This window comes from Streptacidiphilus rugosus AM-16, assembly GCF_000744655.1.
GTDB lineage: Bacteria > Actinomycetota > Actinomycetes > Streptomycetales > Streptomycetaceae > Streptacidiphilus > Streptacidiphilus rugosus.
The window spans coordinates 2,858,787-2,883,743 of the sequence record NZ_JQMJ01000004.1; the positions used below are offsets into that span (position 1 = coordinate 2,858,787).

General features: G+C 73.7%; 20 protein-coding genes and 3 pseudogenes. 8 read left to right on the top strand and 15 right to left on the bottom strand.

Annotated features, from left to right (window positions below; translation table 11 throughout):
• Positions 1 to 229 precede the first annotated feature (229 nt).
• Complete coding sequence (locus BS83_RS21950) at positions 230 to 2,554, top strand: protein kinase domain-containing protein (RefSeq protein ID WP_037605310.1); 2,325 nt, start codon at positions 230 to 232, stop codon at positions 2,552 to 2,554.
• Between the two features lie 18 nt (positions 2,555 to 2,572).
• Here the strand turns inward: BS83_RS21950 and BS83_RS21955 are convergent, their stop codons facing one another.
• Together BS83_RS21955 and BS83_RS21960 are read right to left on the bottom strand one after the other, a co-directional pair.
• Complete coding sequence (locus BS83_RS21955) at positions 2,573 to 3,196, bottom strand: FMN reductase (RefSeq protein ID WP_037605311.1); 624 nt, start codon at positions 3,194 to 3,196, stop codon at positions 2,573 to 2,575.
• 29 nt (positions 3,197 to 3,225) lie between these two features.
• Positions 3,226 to 4,350, bottom strand: coding sequence for an LLM class flavin-dependent oxidoreductase (locus BS83_RS21960; protein ID WP_037609613.1), 1,125 nt, complete (start codon positions 4,348 to 4,350; stop codon positions 3,226 to 3,228).
• A gap of 138 nt (positions 4,351 to 4,488) precedes the next feature.
• Between BS83_RS21960 and BS83_RS21965 the strand changes: the two genes are divergently transcribed.
• Positions 4,489 to 5,244 (top strand): MerR family transcriptional regulator, encoded by a 756-nt coding sequence (locus tag BS83_RS21965; protein ID WP_037605312.1) that lies wholly within the window; start codon positions 4,489 to 4,491, stop codon positions 5,242 to 5,244.
• A gap of 215 nt (positions 5,245 to 5,459) precedes the next feature.
• On the opposite strand, the gene BS83_RS48370 is transcribed toward BS83_RS21965, so the two are convergent.
• Complete coding sequence (locus BS83_RS48370) at positions 5,460 to 5,960, bottom strand: DUF6508 domain-containing protein (RefSeq protein ID WP_269664894.1); 501 nt, start codon at positions 5,958 to 5,960, stop codon at positions 5,460 to 5,462.
• Positions 5,934 to 6,380 (bottom strand): annotated as a pseudogene (locus BS83_RS47680) (HD domain-containing protein); the annotation flags it as partial. The pseudogene BS83_RS47680 and the gene BS83_RS48370, both read right to left, overlap by 27 nt.
• A 129-nt stretch (positions 6,381 to 6,509) precedes the next feature.
• On the opposite strand from BS83_RS47680, the gene BS83_RS21975 reads away from it, so the two are divergent.
• Positions 6,510 to 7,556 carry an MBL fold metallo-hydrolase gene (locus BS83_RS21975; protein WP_051943571.1) on the top strand — a complete coding sequence of 349 codons (1,047 nt, stop codon included), beginning with the start codon at positions 6,510 to 6,512 and terminating at the stop codon, positions 7,554 to 7,556.
• A gap of 67 nt (positions 7,557 to 7,623) precedes the next feature.
• On the opposite strand, the pseudogene BS83_RS48955 reads toward BS83_RS21975, so the two are convergent.
• A pseudogene (locus BS83_RS48955) lies at positions 7,624 to 8,708 on the bottom strand (ADP-ribosylglycohydrolase family protein).
• A 413-nt stretch (positions 8,709 to 9,121) separates the two neighbouring features.
• On the opposite strand from BS83_RS48955, the gene BS83_RS45615 reads away from it, so the two are divergent.
• A complete protein-coding gene (locus BS83_RS45615; RefSeq protein ID WP_051943573.1) occupies positions 9,122 to 10,726 on the top strand; it encodes a hypothetical protein in 1,605 nt (534 codons plus the stop codon).
• 81 nt (positions 10,727 to 10,807) lie between these two features.
• Here BS83_RS45615 and BS83_RS21990 read toward each other — a convergent pair whose 3' ends face one another.
• Together BS83_RS21990 and BS83_RS21995 are read right to left on the bottom strand one after the other, a co-directional pair.
• Positions 10,808 to 12,343: a hypothetical protein gene (locus BS83_RS21990; protein ID WP_157597272.1), complete on the bottom strand. Its 1,536-nt coding sequence runs from the start codon at positions 12,341 to 12,343 to the stop codon at positions 10,808 to 10,810.
• Positions 12,344 to 12,461: 118 nt separating this feature from the next.
• A complete protein-coding gene (locus BS83_RS21995; RefSeq protein WP_037605313.1) occupies positions 12,462 to 13,409 on the bottom strand; it encodes an ADP-ribosylglycohydrolase family protein in 948 nt (315 codons plus the stop codon).
• 36 nt (positions 13,410 to 13,445) lie between these two features.
• Between BS83_RS21995 and BS83_RS22000 the strand changes: the two genes are divergently transcribed.
• A complete protein-coding gene (locus BS83_RS22000; protein WP_037605314.1) occupies positions 13,446 to 14,054 on the top strand; it encodes an SUKH-4 family immunity protein in 609 nt (202 codons plus the stop codon).
• A 241-nt stretch (positions 14,055 to 14,295) separates the two neighbouring features.
• Here BS83_RS22000 and BS83_RS22005 read toward each other — a convergent pair whose 3' ends face one another.
• Positions 14,296 to 15,231 carry an NADP-dependent oxidoreductase gene (locus BS83_RS22005; protein WP_037605315.1) on the bottom strand — a complete coding sequence of 312 codons (936 nt, stop codon included), beginning with the start codon at positions 15,229 to 15,231 and terminating at the stop codon, positions 14,296 to 14,298.
• A 179-nt stretch (positions 15,232 to 15,410) separates the two neighbouring features.
• On the opposite strand from BS83_RS22005, the gene BS83_RS22010 reads away from it, so the two are divergent.
• Positions 15,411 to 16,022: a TetR/AcrR family transcriptional regulator gene (locus BS83_RS22010; RefSeq protein ID WP_051943577.1), complete on the top strand. Its 612-nt coding sequence runs from the start codon at positions 15,411 to 15,413 to the stop codon at positions 16,020 to 16,022.
• 66 nt (positions 16,023 to 16,088) lie between these two features.
• Here BS83_RS22010 and BS83_RS22015 read toward each other — a convergent pair whose 3' ends face one another.
• From BS83_RS22015 to BS83_RS47695, 6 genes are all read right to left on the bottom strand, one after another.
• On the bottom strand, positions 16,089 to 16,514 hold the full coding sequence (locus BS83_RS22015; protein ID WP_037605316.1) for a hypothetical protein: 426 nt from the start codon (positions 16,512 to 16,514) through the stop codon (positions 16,089 to 16,091).
• 164 nt (positions 16,515 to 16,678) lie between these two features.
• Positions 16,679 to 17,380 (bottom strand): thioredoxin family protein, encoded by a 702-nt coding sequence (locus BS83_RS22020; protein WP_037605317.1) that lies wholly within the window; start codon positions 17,378 to 17,380, stop codon positions 16,679 to 16,681.
• A gap of 76 nt (positions 17,381 to 17,456) precedes the next feature.
• Entirely contained in the window at positions 17,457 to 18,203 is a 747-nt protein-coding gene (locus tag BS83_RS22025) for a cytochrome c biogenesis CcdA family protein (RefSeq protein ID WP_037605318.1), read from the bottom strand.
• A complete protein-coding gene (locus BS83_RS22030; protein WP_084713827.1) occupies positions 18,200 to 18,808 on the bottom strand; it encodes a TlpA family protein disulfide reductase in 609 nt (202 codons plus the stop codon). The genes BS83_RS22025 and BS83_RS22030 overlap by 4 nt, the downstream gene beginning before the upstream one ends.
• A gap of 80 nt (positions 18,809 to 18,888) precedes the next feature.
• Positions 18,889 to 19,746, bottom strand: a complete 858-nt coding sequence (locus tag BS83_RS46580) for a CAP domain-containing protein (protein ID WP_051943579.1) — start codon at positions 19,744 to 19,746, stop codon at positions 18,889 to 18,891.
• Between the two features lie 238 nt (positions 19,747 to 19,984).
• Positions 19,985 to 20,548, bottom strand: a complete 564-nt coding sequence (locus BS83_RS47695; RefSeq protein WP_232248450.1) for a hypothetical protein — start codon at positions 20,546 to 20,548, stop codon at positions 19,985 to 19,987.
• A gap of 35 nt (positions 20,549 to 20,583) precedes the next feature.
• Here BS83_RS47695 and BS83_RS22045 point away from each other — a divergent pair, with 35 nt between their 5' ends.
• Both BS83_RS22045 and BS83_RS48960 read left to right on the top strand, forming a co-directional pair.
• Entirely contained in the window at positions 20,584 to 21,306 is a 723-nt protein-coding gene (locus tag BS83_RS22045; RefSeq protein ID WP_037605320.1) for a response regulator transcription factor, read from the top strand.
• 437 nt (positions 21,307 to 21,743) lie between these two features.
• Positions 21,744 to 22,682, top strand: a pseudogene (locus BS83_RS48960) (HAMP domain-containing protein); the annotation flags it as partial.
• Positions 22,683 to 23,167: 485 nt separating this feature from the next.
• Here BS83_RS48960 and BS83_RS22055 read toward each other — a convergent pair.
• A complete protein-coding gene (locus BS83_RS22055) occupies positions 23,168 to 24,565 on the bottom strand; it encodes a glycoside hydrolase family 16 protein (protein ID WP_157597273.1) in 1,398 nt (465 codons plus the stop codon).
• Positions 24,566 to 24,957: the final 392 nt, after the last annotated feature.

Here is a 24,957-nt window from a genome sequence, read left to right on the forward strand (position 1 = left end):
ATTCCGCATGGCGGTGGCTTTTCGCGCAGTTCCCCGCGCCCCTGGAGGTAGGGCAACTCGCCCTCTGCTGTGGGGTTCCGCCGGGCGCGCCGGAGGCGCGCGGTTCCCCGCGCCCCTGAGGTGGTGCAACTGGCCCGGCACTCGGAGTTCCGCGCCCCCAGGGGGGTGCCACGGCGGGCCCGCATAGAATCTGCGCCGACCGGATTGGCAGGGCTGACGGGGGAGCACGATGCAACCGCTGGAAAATGACGATCCATCATCGATAGGTCCCTACCGGCTCGTCGCCAGACTCGGCGCGGGTGGGATGGGACGGGTGTACCTCGCGCGGAGTGCCGGCGGGCGGACCGTCGCGGTGAAGGTCGTGCGCGCCGAGCTCGCCGACAGCGCCGACTTCCGGGCCAGGTTCCGGCGGGAGGTCGCCGCCGCGCAGGCCGTGGACGCCGCCTACACCGCGCGCGTCGTGGACGCGGACCGGGACTCGGCCACGCCGTGGCTCGCGACCTCCTACGTGCTCGGCCCCTCCCTCAACGAGGCTGTCGCAGCGCACGGTCCACTGCCCGAGCACAGCGTGCGCGCGCTCGGCGCGGTGCTCGCGGAGGCGCTCCGGTCCATTCACGGCGCGGGGCTGATCCACCGGGACCTGAAGCCGTCGAACGTGCTGCTGGCGGCAGACGGGCCGCGCGTCATCGACTTCGGCATCGCCCGCGCGTTGGACGGCGGTGAGCTCACCGGCACCGGTGTGGTCGTCGGCTCGCCCGGCTTCATGTCACCGGAGCAGGCCTCGGGGCGGCCGGTCGGACCCGAGGGCGACGTCTTCTCCCTGGGCTCCGTGCTCGCGTTCGCCGCCACCGGCCACGGCCCGTTCGGGCAGGACTCCGTCGCTTCGCTCCTGTACCGGGTCGTCCACGACACGCCCGATCTCGACGCGGTTCCGCCGGGGCTGCGCGAGGCCGTCGGCGCCTGCCTGGCCAAGGCGCCCGCGGACCGTCCCTCGCCCGAACAACTCCTCACCATGCTCGCGCCCGACGGCGCGGCCGCGCTGCTGCGCGGCTCCTGGCTGCCGGCCGAGGTCGCCTCCGGCATCGCCCAGCACGCCGCCCGCGTCATGGAGCTGGAGACGCCGCTGCCGCGTGAAACGCGTGAACAGCAGGACCAACAGGACCCGCGGCGCCTGCTCGGCGCGGACCCGCGCACCGCGGGCCCGGCGGACCGGCCGGATCACGGCACCTTCGTGCTCGGCGGCACGCCCGACGCCGGCGCCCCGACTCCCCCGGTCCCGCCGACGACCGCGCCCGCGCCCGCGTCCCCGGCTGCCTCGGTGCCCTCGCGGCGCAAGGTCCTGTACGGCGTGGTCGGGGTCGCGGTCCTCGCGGCCGGTGGCACCGCGGCCGCGCTCTCCTCGGGCGGCGGCCGGAAGCCGACCCCCTCCCCGAGCGGCAGCGGCAGCGCCGGCCCGTCCGTGCGTCCCACCACGTTCCCCAGCCGCGCGGCCGGCGTGCCGCCGCAGCCGCTGTGGACCTACCCGGCTAGCCAGAAGATCGAGAGTCCGGCCGTCGCCGTCGGCGGCGTCCTGCTGGTGCCGGACCAGAAGCTGATGGGCCTGGACGCCCGGTCCGGCGCCGTCAAGTGGACCGGACCGCAGATCGCCGCCGGGATCCAGAGCCCGGTCGCCCTGAGCGCCGGACTGGTGGTGACCCTGCCGAACGACGGCGACAAGATGCTGGCCGGCTACGACCCGGCCACCGGCGCACGCCGCTGGACCTTCCCCGAGCCGACGAAGTACGGCTTCGACTCCGTGCTCGGCGCGAACGACGACTACGTCTTCATCATCGGCAGCCAGTACAAGCTCGACGGCAGCGGCAAGCCGATCATCACCTTCGGCGACACCAGCACGGCGGTGGTCATGGCTCTCGACCCCAAGAGCCAGAGCACCGCCCACTGGACCCAGCACCGCAACACCTCGGCCAACTGGGACGTCCAGGGATTCGCCACCTCGAAGTACCTCGTCTACACCAACTCGGCCAACAACGTCGTGGTCAGGGACACCGCGACGGGCAACCAGATCTGGTCCAAGGACTACGGCGACCCCACCTTCACGAGCACCGAGATGCCGCTGCTCGGCGGGGACGCCCTCTACCTGCCGGGGCCTCAGCTGCTCGGCTTCGGCCTGGACAAGGGCGACCAGCGGCTCCAGACGTCCAAGGTGAAGAACGTCGCGTACGAGTTCCTCGCCTACGCGGACGGAGTGGTCTACTCGACCCGCGGCAACGACACCGTGGTCGCCCTGGACGCGCACAACGGCGCGGTCCAGTGGAGCGCGCCGATGGTCGCGCCGCTGACCGGCGGCCCGATGCTGGTGGTCGGCGACACCCTGTTCTGTCCCACGCTGGACGACAGCGGCGACAGCGTCTCCCTCCTGGCCCTGAACCGCCACAACGGGCAGCGGTTGTGGACGTTCCAGGACGGGAGTGGCGACGACTGGTGGCTCTCCACCGACGGCACGGTGCTCTTCGCCGCCCACGGCAGCCGGGTCTACGCCCTGCCGCCGGTCTGAGCCCGGATACCGCGCTCGTCAGCGGGGCTTGAGCGCGGCGAGTTGCTCCGCGAAGGGGACGACGTCGCGGAAGGGATCCGTGCGCCGCGCCTGGGTGGGCTGCCGCAGCAGGACGGCGGCCAGCTCGCCCGCGGCGCGCTCGATGTGCTGCCGCAGGCCGTTCTCGTCCGCGCCGCCCCAGTCCTCGGAGGCGGCGTAGACGGCCGTCGGCACCACGGCCGCGCGCAGGTACGCGAAGAGCGGGCGCAGCGCGTGGTCGAGGGCGAGCGAGTGGCGCGCGGTGCCGCCGGTCGCGCCGAGCAGGGCCGGCCGACCGGCCAGCGCACCCTGCTCCAGCACGTCGAAGAAGGACTTGAACAGCCCGCTGTAGGAGGCGGAGAAGATCGGCGTCACCGCGATCACCGCGTCCGCGCCGGTGACCGCGTCGATGGCCTGGCGCAGTGGCTCGCCGGGGAAGCCGGTGACCAGGTTGTCGGCAATCGGGTGGGCGAGCTCGCGGAGTTCCACGAGCTCGACCACGACGTCGCGTCCCGCGGAGGCGAGTTCGGCGCGGACGGCCTCGGTGAGGCGGTCGGCGAGCAGTCGCGTCGAGGAGGGCTGGCTGAGCCCGGCCGAGACGACGGCCAGCGTGACGGTTTCCATCGTGGTGGTTCTCCTCCGGCTCGGACGGTTCAGACGGTTCGGACGGCGGCGGTGTCGGACTGCGGGGCCTCGTGCGGGGCGGCCTGCGCCACGGCCAGCAGCGAGGCGTGGTTCGGCGCGTCGGGGACGCCGGCCGGGCGGCGCTTGGCGAACTCCTCGCGGAGCACCGGCACGACCTCCTCGCCGAGCAGGTCGATCTGCTCCAGCACGGTCTTCAGCGGCAGTCCGGCGTGGTCGACCAGGAAGAGCTGGCGCTGGTAGTCGCCGGCGTAGTCGCGGAAGGACAGCGTCTTCTCGATGACCTGCTCGGGCGTGCCGACGGTCAGCGGTGTCTGCGCGGTGAAGTCCTCCAGCGAGGGACCGTGCCCGTAGACGGGCGCGTTGTCGAAGTAGGGACGGAACTCGCGCACCGCGTCCTGCGAGGTGCGGCGCATGAAGACCTGCCCGCCGAGTCCGACGATCGCCTGCTCGGGCGTGCCGTGGCCGTAGTGCGCGTAGCGCTCGCGGTAGAGCTCGACCATGCGCCGGGTGTGGTCCTTGGGCCAGAAGATGTTGTTGTGGAAGAAGCCGTCACCGTAGAAGGCGGCCTGCTCGGCGATCTCCGGGGAGCGGATCGAGCCGTGCCAGACGAACGGCGGAACGCCGTCGAGCGGGCGCGGCGTCGAGGTGAAGGACTGCAGCGGGGTGCGGAAGCGTCCCTCCCAGTCGACCACGTCCTCGCGCCAGAGCCGGTGCAGCAGCGCGTAGTTCTCGACGGCCAGCTCGATGCCCTGCCGGATGTCCTTGCCGAACCACGGGTAGACGGGGCCGGTGTTGCCGCGGCCCATCATCACGTCCACGCGGCCCTCTGCGACGTGCTGGAGCATCGCGAAGTCCTCGGCGATCTTCACCGGGTCGTTGGTGGTGATCAGCGTGGTGGAGGTGGAGAGGATGATCCGTTCGGTCCGGGCGGCGATCCAGCCCAGCATGGTCGTCGGCGAGGAGGGCACGAAGGGCGGGTTGTGGTGCTCGCCGGTGGCGAAGACGTCCAGGCCGACCTCCTCCGCCTTCTCCGCGATGGCGAGCATGGCCTTGATGCGCTCGTGCTCGGTCGGGGTCCGGCCGGTGGTGGGGTCGGGCGTGAGGTCTCCGACGGTGAAGATTCCGAACTGCATCGTGCTCACCTGTCTTCTCGCGATCCTTATTGTTGAATATTCAACCATGCCTCACAACGGTCACGCGACCGCTCGCATTCCCGCCCGTTCGGCCGGGTGTGACAGCGCTACTGTTAAGGCCGACGGTTTCGGCGAGGCATGCACGGGTCAAGGGGAGGCGCGTTGACGGTCGACGAGTTGGCGGCGCGCGCCGGGATCACCGTTCGCACGCTCCGCTTCTACGCGGCGAAAGGCCTGCTCCCACCGCCCGAGATCGGCCCGCGCAGGGTCGGCCGCTACGGCCCCGAGCACCTGGGCCGCCTGGAACTGATCGAGGAGTTGCAGCGCCAGGGCCTGACCCTGGCCGCGATCGAGCGCTACCTCGCCCAGCTCCCCGAGGACGTCGGCTCGCTGGACCTGGCGGTCCACCGGGCGCTGGTCGCCTCCTGGCAGCCCGAGGCGGCGGAACGCGTCAGCCGCGAACAGCTGGAGCGCCGCGCGGGCCGCGCGCTCAGCGACGCCGACCTGGACCGGCTGGCCGCGATGGGCGCGATCATCCCCCAGCCGGGCGCGGCGTCCGACGCGGCGTCCGCGCCGGACGGCGCCGAGTGCTTCTCCGTCGACCCCGGCCTGCTGCCGCTCGGGGTCAGGGTGCTGGACGTCCCGATCCCGCTGGAAACCCTCGTCGCGGCCCGCGCCGTCGTCCGCCTCCACAGCCGCGCGACGGCGCACGACCTGCACCGCCTCTTCCGCGACACGGTCTGGCGCCCGTTCCGCGCGTCGGACCCGAGCCCGGAGGGCCTGGAGCGGATGAAGGAACTGGCCACCCACATCGAGCCGATGGTCGTCCAGGCCCTGGTCACCGCGTTCCAGCGCTCCCTCGCCGAGGAACTCGCCGAAGCACCCCCGCAGTAGGCCTCCGGCCCGAAAGGGTCACCCCCCGACGGCGAGCGAGTTGCACCCTCCAGGGGCGCGGGGCTCTGCCGATCTGCGCCTCCGGCGCGCGGGCGCGACAAGCCACCGACAAGCGGATGGTCCTCACCGAACAGGGCCATCCGCACGCGGGTGGTTGCTCGCGCAGTTCCCCGCGCCCCTGGAGGGTGCAACTGACCCGCCGCCGCCAAGTGCGCCTACGCGCCCTCGGGGGTGGCGTGCCAGGCGTAGAGGGCGCGGACGACGGCGAAGAGGCGGCCATCCTTCCAGGCGACGCCGATCACGCCGTCGGAGAAGCGCTCGCCCCGGATGACGGCAGTCGCCGTGCGGACCGCGTCCGCCGCGGAGAGGCCGCCTTCCGACGTCAGCGGCGGCAACGTGTGGTCGACCCAGTGGAACACCGGGGTGACCGCGCCGACCGTGGCCAGCGCCGTCGTCACCGCGGTCACCCGCGAGCCGTAGACGGGGTGGCCCCCTTCCCACTCCGCGTCGCCCGGCAGTACGCGCCAGCCGCCCGCGAAGTCTCCCAGCCGTTCCCACGCGGCCGACGCCGCGGCCGAGTCGCGGTCGAGGCCGGCCAGCAGCGCCGCGTCGTCCGGATCGCCGTCGGCCCCGCCGCCCGCCGGAGGCTCGAAGCGGCGCTCCGGATGGATCAGCCGGGCGGTCAGCTCGTACTTGGCCGTCAGCCTGGCCCGCAGCGCGGCGTCGGGGAGGAGCGCGAGGCGGTCCGGCGCGGAGTTGCTGGCGAGGTCCGCGTCCTTGACGGTGACCGCGCCCGGCGTGGCCAGGACCCTGGCCGCGTAGTCCACGAGCGACTCATCGGCGCGTTTCGTCAGCGCCAGCACGATGTCCTTGGTCCGCTGCGGCAGCGCCGCCGCGTCGAGCCACTCGACGCTGAGCACGTCGTCCTCGACGGCGTCGTGCAACCACCCCGCCGCGACCTGTGCCGTGTCCCCGCCGAGACGCGCGGCGCCCTCCGCGACCGCCGCCAGGTGCTCGGCGTAGGGCCGGCCGGCCTTGTCGACCTGACCTGCGTGGGCCGCGCGGGCGATGGCCTCGACCTCGTCGAGCGTCAGCAGCGCCGAACCGGAACCGTCTCCTGGGGAAGTCCCCGCCATCTGGTACGTCCTCTTCGCCGGGGTGGAACGATCGTCCACCCCAGTGTCGCGCGCGAATCCCTGGACACGCGCCGCCTCACCGTGGACAGTGGTCGCGCCCGAAGTCAGTTCATCAGAGAATCGGCCACCATGAGTGCAACGGTCTCCCTCCACGCCCATGCCCCCGTCTCGGCCGAGCTGCTGCCGATAGCCGACGGAGTCCACGTCTGGAGGCCACGGCCCGGCGTCGGCTGGGGGCTGGCCAACTGCGGACTGCTGGTCTCGGGCGCCACCGCCGCGTGGATCGACTCGCCCTACGACCGCACCCTCGCCGACGAGTTCCTGGCCCGCTGCCGGCCGCTGCTCGCGGAGGGGGCGGAGGTGGACTGGCTCTTCGTCACCCACGGCAACGGCGACCACCTGTGGGGCTGGCAGGCGGTGCCGGACGCCCGCGTCGTCTACACCCGGGCCACCGCCGGTCACATCGCCCACGAACCTGACCCCTGCGACCTGCACGGACTGGTCCACAACGCCGACACCGACACCGTCGTCGGCTGGTACCTGAACCGTCACTTCGGCCGCTACCGCTGGCCGGAGACGGAGCTGCCGCAGCCCGCCCTGACCTTCTCGGGCGAGGTCGAGATCGCCGTCGGCGACATCCCGGTCGAGCTCACCCAGCTCGCGCCCGCGCACACCCGCGGCGACCTGATCGCCTATCTGCCGCGCCAGCAGGTCTGCTTCGCGGGCGACATCGTCTTCGCCGCGACCGCCGACGAACCCGGGGACCACCCGGTGCACTGGGCCGGGCCGCTCGAGAACGTGATCGCCGGCTGCGACCGGGTCCTGGCGACCGGCGCGACGACGATCGTGCCGGGTCACGGCCCGGTCCTGGACCGCGACGGCGTCCTCGCCCACCGGGACTACCTCTGCTACCTGGCGGAGAGCGTGCAGCGCCTGCACGCGGCCGGGGTCCCCGCCGCCGACGCCGCCCGCCGCCTCGTCGCCGAGGCCCGCTACCCGGACCTCCACCTGCCCGAGCGCCTCGCGATCACCGTCGCCCTGCAGTACCGCCACCTCGACGCCGCCCCCGAGGCGCCGATGCTGCTGCAGATGCAGGCCCTGGCCCAGCTCGCCTGGGAGATCGAGCACCCGGGCACTCCCCTCCCCTCCCCCCGCCCGGCCCCGACGACGGACTGAGCGCCGCCCGCACCGGGCGTCGGGCCTCGAAGGGTTTCACCCGGCTGACACCGGTCTCGCAGAGGTTCTACGCCTCGTCCGCGGACCTGCCACCGCGCGCAGCGAGAGCGTCGGCGACGCGGAGGAGGGTGGGACGGCCCTCGATCTGGTCGGCCCAGTCTGCGGGGAGGGAGGACTCCCCGTAGGCCGCGCCGAGGAGGTTGCCGCAGACGGCGCCGGTGGAGTCGCTGTCGCCGGAGTGGGTGACCGAGAGGGTCAGCGCGCGGCGGGTGTCGCCACCGGAGACGAGCAGGCAGTACACGGCGATGGCCAGGCACTCCTCCGCGATCCAGCCGAGGCCGACCCGCTCCACGGTGTCGAAGCCGGCCTGCGCCTCCGCCGCCAGGCGGACCGCGCGGTCCAGCGCGGCCACGGTCTCCTCGCTCGCGGCGTGGGCCGCCGTCTGCGCGAGGGTCCCGGCGACGGCCGCGTCGGGGCCGCGCCGGCCACCAACCGGTCCACCAGTGCGGCGAAGGCGCCGGCCGCCAGGTAGCCGGTCGGATGGCCGTGGGTCAGCTGCGCGCAATCGGAAGCGAGCCGAAAGGCCTGCTCGGACCCCAGCCCGAGCAGTCCGAAGGGCGCGGAGCGCATGACCGTGCCGCACCCCTTGGAGTCACGGTTCACCGGCCCGTGCCGCCCGTCGGCCACCGGAACGCCCGACGGGAGCCGCGGATGGTCCGACAGACCGGACATGCACGCGTTCCCCGGCGCGCGGGAGGCGTAGAGCCAGGCCTCGGCCGCGAGGCCGAGGTGCCCCTCGCCCTGCGGTCCGGCCAGGCGCTGCGTGCGCAGCCAGCGGAGGTACGCCGCGTGCACGGAGCCGAGCACCGCCTCGGGCGTGCCCTCCCTCGGCGTGCCCGCCCCCGCGAGCAGCAGGCCTTCCGCCGTGAAGAGGGTCATCTGGGTGTCATCGGTGACCTCGGCGAGCTTCCCGCGCGGCCGCCGTAGGGAGGTGACCCCCTGCGAGCCGAAGCCGTCCAGGATCCGCTCCAGATGCTGGAACTCGACCGGCCACCCCAGCGCGTCACCGATCGCACCCCCGACCAGACACCCGCGCACCCGGTCCCGCCGCTCCAGCTCCGCCGCCGTCTCCGTCCTCGTCTCCGTCGTCATCACCCCTCCGTCCGCGCAGGCGGCACGCCCGCTCCTGGCGACCGTAGTCGACACCGCACCCGGCCGTCGCGCGGGTTGTCGGGGTGGTTAATGGACCGTTAGATGTCCGCCGCCAGCTCGGCGCGCAGCTGGGACGACTACGTACGACAAGCACCTTTGACGATCAACATGGCTTTCCCACCAGGCAGTTGCCGCCCCGGTTCAACGTCGCCGACCGCGGCGCCTTCACCCGCGTGGCCGCCCCGAACGCCGCCGGTCGGGGCAACGGGTGGGTCTTCCGCGCGACGTTCGTGCACGGTTACCGCCCCGCCGCAGCTGACCCGCGCGGCGGTACCCCTATCGTGGACCTCCACCGTCACCGTCCACCGACCACTGCCCTCCGTCCACCGACTCAGCCGGGGAACCCACTGCACATGACCGCCACCTCCACCTCCGTCAAGTCCAGCACCACCATTCCCTCGCCGCTCCTGCCGTCCGATGTCCGGGAAGACCTGTGCCGGTACGCGGAGGCGGGCGGCTTCACCCTCCGGACCGGGACGAACCCCTGGTTCGCCGCCCTGGACTCGGTCGCCGACGTGGAGGAGGCCCGCGCCGCCTCCACCGTCCTGGCCGAGCTCCGGGGCCGTGACCTGCCGCTTCTCCAGCAGGCCGCCGAGCAGCTGAGCGCCGTGTCCGGCTTCGACGCGCCGACCACGGTCGCCGAGACGGCCGCCCTGGTCGCCCTCGTACTGCGCGTGCGCGGCACGCTCGCCGTACTGCACGCCCCGGTCTACGAGGGCGCGCCCGACGCGCTCGACGCGATGATCGCCGCGACGGCGAGCAGCGCGTGGCGCTCGCAGAACGGGGTGAAGCAGTCCTGGCTGCAGCGCCGGGCGCTCACCCGCCAGGCCCGCGTGCTCGCCGTGACCCGCCGAACCCGCCGCGACGCGCTGCACGGCGCGCTGGCGGCGGCCGCGTCCGAGCGCGCGGACTGGGCCACGCTCGCCGCCGACGGAGGCCGTCCGGCCCTCCCCTCCGGCCTGGAGCTCCCCGAGGGCGCCGGTCAGGCGGCCGAGAGCGCGGTTCCCGGTCTGCGCCTGCTCGCAGACCTGATCCGGCCGGAGCACGCCCTGGAGGACCTGCCCCTGGCCGACCTGACGACCCTCCTCGACCAGCTCGCCGCCGACGAGGGCACGCTGTACCGCCTGCCGCGCCTGCGGGCCCTCCGCGACGGCCTGCTCGCCCACGACCTGGACGCACTCCTCGCCGAGCTCACCGCCCAGGAGGCGGGCGTCACCGAAACCACCGCGCTCCTGGCCCGCGCCACCGTCCCCCAGCCCTCCTCCGAACCCCAGCCCACGACCCCCGCGCCGACCGAGCCGGAGTCGGAGTCGGCGGCCGTGGCGGAGGCTGAGATCGAGGCCGTGGCGGAGTCTGCGGCCGTGGCCGAGGCTGAGGTCATCGCCGAGGCCGAGGTTGAAGCTGAGGCCCTGATCGAGGCCACGCCGGAGGCCGAGACCCCGGCGGAGCCCGAAGCAGAGATCACGGTCGAGTCGGAGGCCGAGGTTGAGGTCGAGGCCGAGGTTGAGGCCGCGGCCGAGACCACGCCGGAGGCCGAGGTCGAAGCTGACGCCGCGGCTGAGCCGGCAGCCGGGGTTGAGACCCCGGCCGAGCCTGAGGCAGACCCCGTTGCCGAGGCCCTGATCGAGGCCACGCCGGAGGCAGAGACCCCGGCGGAGTCGGAGGCGGCGTCCGCCGCGGTCGACGCCGAGCCTCAGGCCGAGGCCGGGCCCGCCGAGGCGGCGCCGGCCGCGCGCGCGGCTCGTCGGCCGCGGAAGCCGGCGTTCACGCCGGGGCAGCCGGTCACCGCGTACTCCGCGGAGCAGCTGGAAGCCGTCGTGCGGTGGATCGACAGCGACTCCGTGGAGCGCACGAACGAGGAGCTGCTGCGCGCCGCCATGAAGGAGTTCGGGTTCTCCCGCCTCGGGCCCCGTATCAAGGAGGCGCTCGGCGCGGCCGTCGCCGCCGTCCGGGACTGACCCCTCAGACGTCCCGCCCGCACACGCGACTCAGGTCCGTGCGGGCGGGACGTCTGCTGTCCGCAGGCAGCCCGGCATCTGCTACGACCGGACGGTCAGCCCGAAGCGGAGCCGATCGACCGTGCGCGCGTCGAGCGCCTCGCCCGCCTGCTCCAGAAGCGCCGTCAGCACGTCACGCCGGCCGTCGGCCAGAGGTCGGTAGGACGCCGTTGCCGAGTACGCGCAGACCAGGGTGGACCGGCGCGCGTCGCGGGCGATCACCGGGTCCGGGTCGTGCAGCAGTCGCAGGTTCGCCTCCAGCCGGTTCCATCCGCCCGCGGCTCGTGCCAGCCGCGCCGCATGCCGGCGCAGCGTGCTCGGCCGTCCGGGAGCCAGCCAGCCGTCGAGTCGGTCCCGCGTGAGCATCGCGGCGTCCGGCTCCAGCAGTCGCGCGGCGGTGCGCAGCACGGAGGGCGCGGGGTCCTCGTCCAGGACGGCCGCGAGCACCTCTGGGGTCACTGCCGACGGTTTCCTCGTGCCGAGGGCGTGCAGGGCGGCAGCGCGCACCTTGGACCGCGGGTGCGTCGCCTGCGCACGCAGCAGCGCGGTGTCGGCCGCGTACCCGGCGGCGTCGTCGCTCTCGCCGCACTCGGCCAGCCCGCTGACCGCACCCGGGGTGATCTCCCGGGCCGGACGGGCGAGGAGCGCCCGGCAGAAGCCCGCCGGATCCTCACCGCAGCTGCGCAGCACCCAGCGGGCGACCTGGCGCACGGACGCGGACCGGTCCGCGGTGAACGGCCGGGCCAGGTCCGGCCGTTGGGCGCGCCGGAGCACGGTGACGACGGCGGCCCGCACGGTCGGCAGCCTCGCACCGAGCAGTCGCCCGACGAGTTCCACGCCGGGGGCGTCGAGCCGGGAGTCCTCGCCGGCCGGAACCGCGAGGGCCAGCAGGGTCTCGGCGGCGTGCTGCGCCACCAGTGGGTCCGAGTCGCCGACGGCGAGCGCGGACAGGCGCGCGGCGTCCAGGCGCCCCGCCGCAGCCGCCTGCGCCAGTGCACGCCGACGCACCCGGTGGTCAGGGAAGGCGAAGAGGTGGTCCCATACGGTCGGTGACGCGTCGGCGAGCCGCACGGCCACGATCTCGACGGCCTCGGCGCCTCGCTCACGGCCCTCACAGGCCCAGGCGGAGGCCGCCGCCCAGGCCAGCCCGGCGTCATCGGCTGCGGCAACCATCTGCGCGAACGCCGCCCGTGCGGCGGCACGGATCGGCTCGACCCAGTCCGCGCAGCGCACGGCCAGCAACGCAGCCACCCCGCGCCGCCCTGCGGCAAGCGGAACGGCGCCCGGCGCGAGCGCGGCTTCCCGAACGCGTCCGTCGCCGGCGCAGACGGACAGTGCCCACTGCCAGAAGTCGGGCAACTCGCGGCGGGCTGCCGGCCACCCGTAGAGGCACCGGGTGCGCTCATCGAAGGCGCTCCACCAGGCGGTCCCGACGGCGCCTTCCTCGCCGCTGTCGGCGAACCGCTCCAGAGCTCGCGTCAGGACAGCGGTGTCCGCCTGGGCGCTCCACAGGTGAGCGATCGCGGCCAACACCTCCGCGCGCGGCGTCATCGACCTGTCACTGCTCTCGGCTGTCATCGGCACCCCCGGATCCCCGGCAACCCACTCGCCGACCCTCGGCGACCCGCACCGTAACCGTGGGCCGTGCTCATCGGCCAACGTTTTCCGCCCCGGCAGCGGCGCCGATCCGTGCGCCTCAGACCCGCGCCGCGTCCAGCCGCGCCGCGAGGTCGAGCAGCTCCGGCAGCCGCAGGGTCCGCCCGCCCGAGCCGGGCAGCGGGACGTGCAGTGGCCCGGTCCACCCGACCGGGATCGCGTCCAGCCCGTAGCGGGCGCCCGCCAGGCCGCCCGTGACGGCGGCGACCGTGTCGGTGTCGCCGCCCAGGTCCACGGCGGCACGGATCGCCCGCTCGAAGGAGTCCGTCGTACGCAGCGCCCACACGGCGGAGCCGAGGCAGGGCCACACCGCGCCGTTGAACTCGGTGGCCTGGTCGGGATGCCAGTCGGGGGCCAGGACGACGGCGTAGCGGGCGCGCTGTTCGGGGGCGGTCCGGTCGAGCGCGGCCGGAAGGGCTGCGAGGGGGTCGCCGCCGTCCAGGGCGACTCTGATCAACTCGTGGTAGATCGCGGTGCCCTCCCAGGCCGCCGCGTCGCCGTGCGTGAGCGCCGCGATGCGGCGGGCCGCGTCCATCGTCAACTGCTGTCCGGCGCGGGCGAAGTAGACGGCGGAGGTGGCGGCCCGCATCAACGACCCGTTGCCCGCGGCACGGTGGGTGGTCTGGAAGTGGATGACCGCGGCCAGGTCCCAGGGCAGGCCGTTGCCGAGCACGTCCTCGGTCTGCAGGCCGATGTCCTTCGGGTCGTCGGCCGCCCAGCGCTGGAAGCGGGCGAAGATGTCGGGAAGCTCCAGTCCGCGCTCCAGCAGCGATTCGGCGAGGTGGACCGCCATCTGCGTGTCGTCGGTGGCCTCGCCGGGATCCCAGCCACCGCCGCCGCACATCTCCCGCGCGCGGGTGTCGTCGGCGCTCGTCCCGGGGAATCGGGCCGAGAACGTCCCCTCCCGGCTGAACTCGAACGGCGCCCCCAGCGCGTCCCCCACGGCCGATCCGACCACTGCTCCCGCGACCCGCGCCCCACGATCCATCCCCGCAGGCTACCGACACCGCTACAGTCGGCGACCGTGACTCACTCCTCCGCCCCGCCCCACGTCGGCCGCGCGACGATGGCCGACATCTTCGGCGAGGACGACCTCGAGACGGTTCCGCCGGACGTGGCGGCGGGGATCCCGCACGCGGCCACCCGCACCTTCCTCGTCGAGGTCGGGCTGCCGGACCAGGCGGACACGCAGGGCTGGTTCCACCGTGTGCTGGATCTGTCGGAGGAGGTCGGCGATCGCGGCCCCGACCAGTGGATCTCCCTCGGAGAGATCCCCTACGACTGCGTCGACGTGGACGCGTCGACCGGTGTCGTCCACGCCACCCCGGCCGACGGCGGCGAGCCCTATCCGCTCAACTCCGGTCTGGGGGCCTTCGCCTACCTGCTCTGCGTGGCCGAGGCCGAGCTTCCCTTCTACAGCGGCACCGCGGAGCAGACCCTGGCCGACGGGACGGTCCGCGCCCAGGTCGAGGCCCGCCTCGAAAGGCTCTACGGAATGCCGCGCGAGCAGATGGGCCCCACCCCCGAGGCCCGCCTCCGCGCCGCGATCGAACGCGTCGATCCGTTGGCCCTGGCCCGTCCCGACTCGACCTGGCAGATGGTGCTGCGCTACGTCACCGAGGGCATGGACTGAGCCTCACTCGGAGGCCTCGCCCCCACGGCGTTCACTGCTACGTCCGCTCGGCATCCGACGGACGCTGGTACGCCGGACACCTCGTGGAGGGCACAGGGGAGGTCGTCCTCCGGGAGCGGCTCGGCACCGACCTCGCCGAGGCGCTGCGGCGCGTCTGATCCGCACCCCTCTCTCCGGCAGGACCGGGGCGGCCCCCGGCCGGGGCCGGGGGCGGGCACCGGCCCGTTCAGGGCCTGCGGCCTCAGGCCGGGATCGTGAGGACGGTCTTGCCGCGGGCGCCGCCGCGCTCGACCTTCTGCAGGGCGTCCGCCGCCTGGGCGAGCGGGAAGGTGGTGTCCAGGAGCGGCTGGAGTTCGCCGGAGGCGACGAGCTCGGCGAGGCGGGTGAGCTGCTCGCCGTGCGGGCGCATCATGAACGCGCGGGCGTCGACGTTCCATTCGGCCTTCTTGGCCTCGGCGTCGGCGATCGGGACGATCGAGACCAGCGTGCCGCCCGGCTTGAGGACGCGGAAGGAGCGGTCCTGGGTCGCGCCGCCGATGGTGTCGAGGACGACGTCGACGTCGGAGACGACCTCGTCGAACTGCTCGGCGCGGTAGTCGACGACCCGGTCGGCGCCCAGCTTGCGGACGAGTTCGACACTGTCGGCGCTCGCGGTGGCCACGACCTCGGCGCCCAGGTGCTTGGCGAGCTGGACGGCGACCGAGCCGACGCCGCCCGCGCCGCCGTGGATCAGCACACGGGTGCCCGGTCCGACCTGGGACTGCTCGGTGAGCGCCTGCCAGGCGGTGAGGCCGACCAGCGGCAGCGAGGCGGCCTCCACGAAGGACAGTGCCTCCGGCTTCACCGCGACCAGGGACCGGTCCACCGCCACGTACTCGGCGAAGGCCCCGCCGACCCGCGGGTCGACCCGGGCGAAGACCTCGTCACCGGCGGCCAGGTCGGTGACCTCGGCGCCCACCGCGGCGACCACGCCCGCCACCTCGCTGCCGATGGCCAGCGGCTGCGCGAGCTCCCCGCCGCGCAGGAAGCCCTTGACGATCAGGTGGTCCACCGGGTTGACGCCGGCCGCGCGGGCCTCGATCAGCACGTCGCGCGGGCCGACGGCCGGGGTGGGCGTCTCGGTGACCGTGACGACGTCGCCGACCTGGCCGTACTGGTGGATGACCGCTGCCTTCATGGTGGAGCTCCTTGATCGTGTCGGTGCTGTGCTGCCTTGGTCCTGGTCCCGATCCGGACGGCGCTGCTCGGCGCATCGCCCCAGCAGTTCAGGACCGCTCGTTCCAGAACCATACGCATTCTGGAACGAACGGTCAAATAAATGCTGCTTTCGCCCGCGCGGTTCGCTACCGTGGATGCATGGCCAGACCACGCACGTTCGACGAAGACGCGATCCTCGACCGCGCGATGCTGCTGTTCTGGCGCAAGGGCTACGAGGCCACCGCCATGAGCGACCTCGTCGAGGAGCTGGGTCTGGGCCGCGGCTCGATCTACGCGGCGTTCGGCGACAAGCACCAGCTGTTCGTGCGGGCGCTGACCCGCTACCTGGACTTCCAGAACAACCTGCTCACCACCGCGCTCGACGCCGAGGGACCGGCCGTCGCGCAGCTGCGCGACGTCCTCGGACGGCTGCTCGCCGCGGACACCACCTGCACCAACGCGGGGTGCTTCAGCGTCAACAGCATCGCCGAGCTCCTCCCCCACGACGAGGACGTCGCCCGGCTCGCCCAGCGGAGCCTGCGGATCGCCGAGGAGGCCTTCACCCGGCAGCTGGAACGGGCCGCCAGGGACGGCGAGCTCTCCCCCGCCATCACGCCGGCCGAGGGCGCGCGTCTCCTGATCACCCTGGTCCAGGGCGCGCAGATCGTCCGCAAGGTCGACCCGGACCCGGCACGGGCCGTCGCCCTCCTGGACTCCGCCTTCACGCTGCTGACCGGGCAGCCCGCGGCCCTCGCCCCGGTCCCGTCCTGACGCCATCCTGATCGAGGACGACGGTCAGGGGCCGGTCCGCGAAGGACCGGCCCCTGACGTGCACCATCAGCTCGACGGGCCGAGGGAGAGCGACGAACCGCTCACCCTCACCGCGACCGGGTGACCGGAGACCGGGATCTGGCAGCCGTACGTCTCGCTGCAGGCGGCATAGCTGACCAGCACCGTGGCCGCCACGCCGTCGGCACTGCGCCGGATCGGCAGCGTCGCCGTCAGCGGCGCGTCCGGATACACCTCCAACGGCTCGGCGACGCCCTGGAGGGTCAGCGGGTGCAGCGGCGCGGTGGTGGTCAGGCGGCCCGTCGAGGCCACCGCTCCCCGTACGACCGCCGCGGTGGGCCTGCCCACGCCGTCCACGCCGTCGGCCGGGAGGGTCACGCTGTAGAGGTGGTACGTCGGCCGCAACGGCGTGAAGCGCAGCGCGAGCGTGCCGCTCCGGCCGTTCCACGCCGCGACCGTCAGCGTCACGTCCATCCCACCGGCGCTGAAGCGCGCAGACGAGGAGGATGCGGGGGCAGAGGAGGAAGACGACGACACGGGCCGGTCCGGCTGCGCCGCCGTGCCGACGCCGCCCGCACAACCCGTCAGCGCGAGGGCCGCGGTGGCGACGACGGCCGCCGCGGCCCGCCCTCCCGTGGTCACTTCGCCCACTGCGTCAGCCAGTTGAGGAAGCCACTCTTGTTGAGCTGCGGGTGCCCGGTCTTGTTGGTGTCCACCTTTATCGTTCCGGACGGGCTGACCACGAGCAGGACCGGCAGCCCGTAGCTGCCGCTGTTGTCGTACTTCTGCAGCAGGGACATGTTGCTGTCGATGTCGATCTCGACGAGGTGGTAGTGGGCGTTGATCTCGGCCTTGATGGAAGGGTCCGAGTAGAGCGCGTGCACCGTACGGCAGGCGAAACAGGTGGTGGAGCCGAAGTCGAGCAGGACGTTCCTGCCGTCCGCGCGCGCCTGCTGGAACGCCGCCTTGACCGCCTGCGGCGCGTCGGCCGACACGGGGACGGTGGCACCGGAACCCGATCCCTTGCTGCTGGAGCCGCCGGAGGTGTGCGCCTTCGCCTTGGCCTTGGCCGGCTTGACGCCGGCGGCGGCCTTGGAGCTGGTGGCGGTGGTCGGGGTGGGCGTCACCGCGGCGGCGCTGGGCGAGGACGCCTCGGCCGTGGGTGAGACCGCGGCGACCGCGCCGACCGCCGGAGTCGTGGGTCCTTCGGCGGCCGGGCTGGTCGGGCCGCAGCCCGAGAGGGTCACGGTGGCGGCCGCGGTCATCGCCGCTGCCCAGAGCAGCAGCGGACGCCCCTGCGGGAGACGGCCGGCGGTCTCGAAGTTCCTGCGAAGTGTCATGACGCCTCGTCAATCGTGTGATTCGGTGAGGGAGGGGAAGGGAGGAAAATCGGGAAGGCAGGAGAGAAGGGGCGGATCAGACGTCGGAGGAGAACCCCGACGTCCACACCTGGAGTTGGTAGACCAGGTGCGCCCACGCGCCCGTGGCCAGCAGGAGGCCGACGAGCACGAGCATGCCGCCGCCGAGGCGCATCACCAGCGGGTAGTGGCGCTTGACCCAGGCGAACGCGCCCAGCATCCGGCGGAAGGCGAGCGCCACCACGAGGAACGGCACGCCCAACCCCAGGCAGTAGCAGACCGTCAGCAGCGCCCCGCGTCCTGCGCTGGCCTCCTGGCTGGCGAGGAAGTTCACCGAGGCCAGGGTGGGCCCGATGCACGGGGTCCAACCGACGCCGAAAACGGCGCCGAGCAGCGGCGCGCCCAGTAGTCCGACGGCGGGCTTGCGGTGGCTGCGCAGTTCACGGCTGGTGAAGCCGGGCAGGAAGCCCATGAAGGCGAGCCCGAGCAGCACCGTCAGCACGCCGGTCGCGATGTCGATGACGCGCTGGTGGGCGAGCAGCCGTTCGCCGAAGTAGCCGAAGAGCGCGCCCTCCGAGGCGAAGACCGCCGTGAAGCCCAGCACGAACAGCGAGGCGCCCGCGAGCAGCCGTCCGCGCCGGCGGCCCTCGGCCGCGGCCAGGTCGACCGCGGAGAAGCCGGTGACATAGGAGAGATAGCCGGGGACCAGCGGCAGCACACAGGGAGAGAAGAAGGAGACGAGCCCGCCGAGCAGGGCCACCGGCACCGCCAGGATCAGCGCGCCGTTCTGTACGGTGCCGTTCATGCCGCCTCCTCCACGACCGGTGCCAGCAGGGCCTCCAACTGGGCTGCGGTCAGGGGCTGCAGAGCTCGGACGGCGATCCGGCCGCGCCGGTCGAGGATCAGCGTGGAGGGGATGGTCTGGGGGTTGACCGTCCCCGGCGGCAGGCTCAACAGGAGCGAGCCGTCGGGGTCGTAGAGGTCGGGGTAGCTGAGTCCGGCCGTCCGCACGAAGGCACGGGCGGGGGCCGGGTCCAGGTCGCGGGTGTCCAGGCCCAGGAACTGGACGCCCTCGGTGCGATCCGCCTCGAAGACCCTCTCCAGGCCCTTGGCCTCGGCCCGGCACGGACCGCACCAGGATCCCCAGACGTTGAGGACCACCACCTTGCCCCGGTACGACGCCAGGCTCACCGCCCGTCCGTCGAGTCCCCGGCCGGCGAGCCCCAGCGGGGCGCTGCGGTCCGCGACGGCGACGGTGCTCGTCGCCGCGGTCCCGGTCGTGCCGACGCCGCTTCGACCGGAACCGGCGGAGCCTGACGCTCCGTCGGCCGGGGAGGACTGGGAGCAGGCGCTGAGGAGCAGCGTGAGCATGGCTGCGACGCCCGGGAGCAGGTGAGGACGGCGTTTCATGCAGCCGAGTCTCACAGTGGGCCGGTGAGCGCAGGCTGCGCCGAACCTTAAGACAAGGTGATCTGCCAGGTCCGCGCGGCTCAGTCGGAGAAGTCCTGCGTCATCCAGACCGTCCCCGAGCTGTCACGGATGACCGCTATGCCGATGTGGGTGAAGGACGAGCTGAGGATGTTGCGGCGGTGCCCGTCGTTGGGCGGCCGCTCGGCCAGCATCTGCTGGGTGAGGTTCACCGCCATGGCCGCCTCGGCGGAGGCGGAGGCGGCGACCCCGCCGCCCTCGCCGATGTTCTCGCCCGCCGCGCTCCAGTGCACGCCCGCGGCCGACTCCCGCTGCCCGAGCGAGGCCTCGCCGGGGCAGACATGGGACAGACCGCAGCCGCCCGCCATGGTCCGGTCGTGCGTGGTGGCACTGGCGTCGAGCCCGTTGGTGAGGGTGTAGGCGGGCAGGCCCTGGGCGGCGCGGGCCTTGTTGACCGCGCTGAGCACCGCCTGCACCGCGGCGTCGGAACCGGACCCGCCGCCGGAGCCCGTACCCGAGCCGGAGGCGCCCGAGCCGCCCGAGCCGGATCCGCCGCCGTGCGAGCGCGCGGCTCCGGATCCGGAGGAGCTGTGCGCGGCGACAGCCGGCTTCGCGGTCTTCGTTCCGGTGGCGGCGACGGTCGGGGACGTCGAGGGCACGGCAGCGGCCGGACCGGCGCCCGGCCCCGCCGAGGCGGTGGCGGCGCTGACCGCCCCGGCCGCCGCGGCGGCGGGTCGCACCGGTCGCGGGGCCGCAGACGGCTGCAGACAGACCGCGACGGCGACCCCGCCGACCGCGCAGGCGACCAGAGCAGGCGCCGCGATCCTGCGCGGCACGAACCAGCGCGGGCGGCCGCGGTGACGGGACCGTGCGGTCACGTCGCTCTGTCGCTGCGGGTGCTGAGGGCGCTGCGTGCTCATGGGACGGGAACCTCCGAGGCGTGAAGGGACGGGACGCGCCGCCACGATAGGCACGTTCCCGCAGCTCGGAGGCCTGTTGAGCCGGTTCTTCAGACAGCCGTAAGGGAGCGCTCACCTGCCCCGCACGTTCCCCCGGCCGCGCCCGGCCCCGCCTCCGCCCGCACCGCCGTCGGCGCGGCAGACAGCCGCAGCAGACAGCGGCGGCCGACAGCGGCGGCGGTCAACCACGACGTCGACCTCAGCACATCGACGTCGAAGGGACCTGCCACGAGGTCTCGCGGATCTCCGACCCCGGGTCCGGAGCGATGTGAGCGGTGATCTGCGAGCGGTGGGTGCTGCCGCAGAAGGTGATCACCAGGGTCCCCGGATCCAGCTGCTGCGTCTGCTCGGTGAAGCCGGGAGCCGGTACCGCCGAGATCAGGCAGACGGCGCCGCTGCCGAATCGCACGGACGCCTGGCCGCCCTGGGAGTGGACGGTGTGCGCGCCGACGCCGCCCTGGCAGGAGACGCCGGTGCCGTGCGTGCCGGGCGACGCGGAGGCCCGGTAGCCGGCCGTCGACGCGCCGTGCGTGCGGCCGGCCGAGGCGGAGGCGGCGGCCGGGGAGGCCGGGGGTGCGAGCGACGCCACCGCGGTGGGCGAGGTGGAGGCGCTGGGGTCGGCGCCCGTCGCGGCGTCGGCCTGGACGGTCGGCGGCGTTCCCGCGGCGGAGTCCATCACGAAGCCGACGGCGAGGAAACCGACCGTCACGGTGCAGGTCGTACATATCAGCCAGATCAGGCCGTAGCGAAGAAGGCGGGGCACTCGCGCATCTTCTCGCATCCACTACGGTGTGCCGCATGCCGAGCGTCCTCGTCGTGGAAGACGACCCCGCGATACGCGCCTCCCTGATCGAGGTGCTCTCCGAGCACGGCCACGCTGTGCGCAGCGTGGGCGACGGATTCGGGGCGCTGCGCGAGATCACGCAGGCGCCCGTCGACGTGGTCGTCCTCGACCTCGGCCTGCCGGACCTGGACGGCAGCGACGCGCTGCGGATGATCCGCGGGCTCTCCCGGGTGCCGGTGATCGTGGCGACGGCCAGGGACGACGACGCGGAGATCATCCGAATTCTCGACGCGGGCGCCGACGACTACCTGGTCAAGCCCTTCTCGGGGGGCCAGTTGGCCGCCCGGGTGGGCGCGCTGCTGCGGCGCGCCGCCGGCAGTCTCGCCCCGGAGGCCTCGAGCCTGGTGCTGCACGAGGGTCCGCTGGTGTCCGCCGAGGCGGTGGTCGTCGGCGGGCTGCGGATCGACCCCTCCGCCCGGACGGTGCGCCTGGACGGCCGGGAACTGCAACTGACCCGCAGGGAGTTCGACCTGCTGGCCTTCCTGGCCCACCACGTCAACCAGGTGGTGTCCAAGCGGCACATCCTGGCCGAGGTGTGGCGGGACTCGTACGTGGACGACCAGACCGTCGACGTCCACCTCTCGGCGCTGCGGCGCAAGTTGGGCGAGCAGGGTGCGCGGCCCCGCTACCTGTGGACGGTGCGCGGGGTGGGCATCAAGATGGTGACGCCGGCGTGAGACGCTCCCTGGCGGGAGTGGCGCTCGCGGTCACCCTGATGGTGTCGCTCTCGTTCCTGCTGCCGCTCGGCGTGCTGGTCCGCTCCCAGGCGCGCGGACAGCACATCGCCGCCGCCGAACAGCGGGCGGGCGCGCTGGCGCCGGTGCTGGCGCTGACGACCGACACCGACCAGCTGAACGCGGCCATCTCCAGCCTCGATCCGTCCGACGACGGCCTCGGCGTCCGGCTTCCCGACGGCGCGCAACTGGGCAGCGACCACGCCCCGCCGCAGCTGTTGGCCAGGGCTGCCGCAGAGCGCGAGTCCACGACCCAGGACGTTCCCGGCGGCTGGCTCTACCTGCAGCCCGTCGTGCTGCCGCAGGGCCGGGTGGCGGTCATCGAGGAGTACGTCCCCTCCGCGCGGCTGACGGACGGCGTCGCCTCCTCCTGGGGCGTGATGTCCCTGCTGACGGTGTGCCTGGTGGTCGGCTCGGTGTTCGTCGCGGACCGGCTCGGCGCCCAGGTGGTGCGCTCCTCGCGCGGACTGTCCCGGGCGGCCCACCGGATCGGCGCGGGCGACCTGGACAGCCGCGTCGACCCATCGGGCCCGCCCGAGCTGCAGCGCGTGGGCGCCGCGTTCAACGCGATGGCCGACCGGGTCGTGCAGCTGCTGGCGGTGGAGCGGGAGCTGGTGGCCGACCTGTCGCACCGGCTGCGCACCCCGCTGACCGCGCTCCATCTGGCCGCCGAGCGGATGGGCCCCACTCCGGACGCGCAGCGCGTCACCGCCGCGATCGACCAGCTGGAGTCCGAGCTCCGGGCCATCATCGCCGCCGCCCGCACCCCGCTGGCGACCGGCCCGATGGGGCGTGCCCTGCGGACGCCGGACCCCGCACCGAACGGGCCTTCGGGCGGCGCCGGCCCGTCGAGACGAGGGCTCGGCCGAGGCGCGAGGACCCGGCCTCCCGGGCACGAGGAGGCCGCGCTCCCGCTCTGCGAGGCGAGCACGACGGTCGAGCGCCGGGCCGGCTTCTGGGCGACGCTCGCCGCGCACCAGGACCGCGACTGCCAGGTGCGGGTCACCACCGAGCCGACGCCGGTCCACCTGCCCGCGGACGACCTCGGCGCCGTCGTGGACGCGCTGGTGGGCAACGTGTTCCGGCACACGCCCCCGGGCACGGCCTTCACCATCGAGCTCGCCCGCACCGCGCTCGCGGTCCGGCTGACGGTCGAGGACGCGGGGCCCGGCATCGACGACCCCGCGGCGGCGCTCGCGCGCGGCAGCAGCGCCGGCTCCACCGGTCTGGGCCTCGACATCGCCCTGCGGGCCGCCATCGCCACCCGCGGCGACCTACGGATCACCCGCGGCGAACTGGGCGGCGCCTGCCTGACCCTCACGCTCGGCCTGGCGAGCGCACCCGCCCCCCGGGGTCGTGGGCTCACCCCCGGCCGCCTCGCCCGCCGCCCCGGCGGCCCCCGGGCGGCCGCTGACCGGTCGGCCCTGCCGCGCGCTCTCCGCCGGCGACGGCGTACCCGCCACCCCCGAACGCGCCGCCCGCGTGCGGCACCGCGAGCACGACCGCGACGGCCGGCTTCCCGGCTCGGAGCCGACGTGGGCCGGGCATCCCAGGGAGCGAGCCGGGTGGATGCCCGTAGGCCGGCCGAGCGGATCGCCTCTCGGCGGAGCCGGGTGGATCGCCGTGGGCGGACGCGACCGCGCATTACTGCGGCGGCCTCGACCACCCCGCCGCCGAGGCTCCCGGACGGCACGGCGGACGCTCTTCCTCGCGTCCGCGGAGGAGTACGGCGCGGGGCGGGAAGCGCGACCGCCCCGGGCCGGACTGCGGACAGTCCGGGCCGGGGCGGTCGCGTCGGCCGGGGTCAGTGCTGCCAGACGCGCACGTAGTCGACCTGCATGTCGGCCGGGGCCACCACCTGGCCGCCGGTGGCGGTGACGGCGTTGTTGAGGATCAGGTACTGCGGGGCGGAGGTGATGCCGGTGGTGATCTTCCCGACTTCCTTGCCGTCGTAGTAGTAGGTGACCGAACCGGGCTCCCAGTCGGCGCCGTAGGTGTGCCAACCGCTGTAGTCGCCGCTGGCGCAACTGCCGGGGCCGCCTGCCGGGGAGTGGAAGTGGTAGCAGGCCTCGCCCTCCAGGCCCTCCATCACGTCCATCTCACCGTCGGTCGGCCAGCTCTGACCGTCCGTCCAGAAGGCGGGCCAGTTGGCGATCCCGGTGTTGCCGGCCGGGAGGTAGATGCGCGCCTCGAAGGCGCCGTAGGTGAACTGGGCCTTGCCGTTGGACTCGACCAGGCCGGAGCGGTACGGGTACGTCTTGCTGCCCACGGTGGTGGACTGCTGGGCGGTCGTGAGGTGGAGCGAGCCGCCGCTCACGGAGACCTGGGAGGGCGCGTACGCGGCCTCCTCCGCGGTGTTGACCGGAGGGGTGGTGCAGGTCGCACAGCCGAGCCAGTTCGGCGTCCACTTCGAGGTGTCGAGTCCGGTCCCGTTGAACTCGTCCGCGAACGACTCGCGCCAGGAGCCGGGGATGCCCAGCGGGGCGGGAGCCCCCGTGGACGAGGTGGCGGTGGACGACGGCGTGGCCGAGGACGCGGGCGAGCTCGCCGTCTGGGACGGCGCGGCGGCCGCGGAGGTGGGAGCGGACGTGGTCGGCACGCTCGTGGCGGCACCGGCCGGTGTCTGCGACGCCGAGGCGGACGCGGACGCGCTCGCGGACGGCGTCAGGGTCGGCGTCGCAGACGCCGCGGAGCTCGGCGACGAGGACGACGTGGAGCTCGGGGTGGGCGTCGGCGTGGACGTCGGGGTGACGGTCGCGCCGTTGGAGGTGAACGTGCCGGTCGGGGTGAGCCGGTGCCAGGCGCCGTTGCTCTCGTACGAGACGAAGTAGCTGTACGCGCCGGCCGCGAAGGTGCGGCTGGGCGGGGTGAAGGTGCGCTCGGAGGTGGTGAGCGTGGTGGGCCCGGTGGCCGGGAAGTCGTAGTGGCCACCGCTCGCGGACCGCACCGCGATCGTGAGCGCCTGCACCGGGAGGTTCGTGGTGGCGTGCAACCTGGCCGTGGCGGTGACCGAGGCGCCCGCCGACGGGGAGGACGGGGAGAGGGAGAGGGCGTCGACGACGACCCGGCTGCCCGCGCCGTGCGACCGGGCGGCGCTGGCGCCGCTGACGGCGACCGCGGACACTGCGGCAATGGCCAGCCCGGTGGCGGCCAGCCTCCTCCCCTTGGCCGGACGGAGGCGGTGTTTCGCTTGATTGCGCATACGTGGGAGAAACCTTTCGTGTCCCCCCCGACGTGTCGGGCCGGCCGCTGACAGGTGCGGACTGGTGGACCCGATGCACGTGGAGCCTGCGTGAGAAGTCGCGGCCGACGCAACCTCCGGACGATCCTTCGGCCACGAACACTGGCGGTTCCCGGTGGTGACAGGTTGCACAAGTTGCCTGGTGACAGCGGTTTTTCGCGCGCGCCTTCCCCGAGACTGTGACGTCGGGCACAAGTGAGCCCGGTCATACGGGTCCTGTACGGAAGGTCGAGGTGGTCACACATCGAGCCGCGTCTACTTTGGCCAAATAGTCGATTTTAGGGGATTTGAGATGTTTTCCTCCAGGGCGCGCACGGCACGCAGGATGGCACCGCGTCAGGGACGACCGGGAC

What these genes read in the sequence shown, in the direction of transcription:
- BS83_RS21950 (WP_037605310.1), top strand. Translation starts at nt 230, where the DNA reads ATGCAACCGCTGGAAAATGACGATCCATCATCGATAGGTCCCTACCGG.
- BS83_RS21955 (WP_037605311.1), bottom strand. Translation starts at nt 3,196, where the DNA reads ATGGAAACCGTCACGCTGGCCGTCGTCTCGGCCGGGCTCAGCCAGCCC.
- BS83_RS21960 (WP_037609613.1), bottom strand. Translation starts at nt 4,350, where the DNA reads ATGCAGTTCGGAATCTTCACCGTCGGAGACCTCACGCCCGACCCCACC.
- BS83_RS21965 (WP_037605312.1), top strand. Translation starts at nt 4,489, where the DNA reads ATGCACGGGTCAAGGGGAGGCGCGTTGACGGTCGACGAGTTGGCGGCG.
- BS83_RS21975 (WP_051943571.1), top strand. Translation starts at nt 6,510, where the DNA reads ATGAGTGCAACGGTCTCCCTCCACGCCCATGCCCCCGTCTCGGCCGAG.
- BS83_RS45615 (WP_051943573.1), top strand. Translation starts at nt 9,122, where the DNA reads ATGACCGCCACCTCCACCTCCGTCAAGTCCAGCACCACCATTCCCTCG.
- BS83_RS21990 (WP_157597272.1), bottom strand. Translation starts at nt 12,343, where the DNA reads ATGACAGCCGAGAGCAGTGACAGGTCGATGACGCCGCGCGCGGAGGTG.
- BS83_RS21995 (WP_037605313.1), bottom strand. Translation starts at nt 13,409, where the DNA reads ATGGATCGTGGGGCGCGGGTCGCGGGAGCAGTGGTCGGATCGGCCGTG.
- BS83_RS22005 (WP_037605315.1), bottom strand. Translation starts at nt 15,231, where the DNA reads ATGAAGGCAGCGGTCATCCACCAGTACGGCCAGGTCGGCGACGTCGTC.
- BS83_RS22010 (WP_051943577.1), top strand. Translation starts at nt 15,411, where the DNA reads ATGGCCAGACCACGCACGTTCGACGAAGACGCGATCCTCGACCGCGCG.
- BS83_RS22015 (WP_037605316.1), bottom strand. Translation starts at nt 16,514, where the DNA reads ATGGACGTGACGCTGACGGTCGCGGCGTGGAACGGCCGGAGCGGCACG.
- BS83_RS22020 (WP_037605317.1), bottom strand. Translation starts at nt 17,380, where the DNA reads ATGACACTTCGCAGGAACTTCGAGACCGCCGGCCGTCTCCCGCAGGGG.
- BS83_RS22025 (WP_037605318.1), bottom strand. Translation starts at nt 18,203, where the DNA reads ATGAACGGCACCGTACAGAACGGCGCGCTGATCCTGGCGGTGCCGGTG.
- BS83_RS22030 (WP_084713827.1), bottom strand. Translation starts at nt 18,808, where the DNA reads ATGAAACGCCGTCCTCACCTGCTCCCGGGCGTCGCAGCCATGCTCACG.
- BS83_RS46580 (WP_051943579.1), bottom strand. Translation starts at nt 19,746, where the DNA reads ATGAGCACGCAGCGCCCTCAGCACCCGCAGCGACAGAGCGACGTGACC.
- BS83_RS22045 (WP_037605320.1), top strand. Translation starts at nt 20,584, where the DNA reads ATGCCGAGCGTCCTCGTCGTGGAAGACGACCCCGCGATACGCGCCTCC.
- BS83_RS22055 (WP_157597273.1), bottom strand. Translation starts at nt 24,565, where the DNA reads ATGCGCAATCAAGCGAAACACCGCCTCCGTCCGGCCAAGGGGAGGAGG.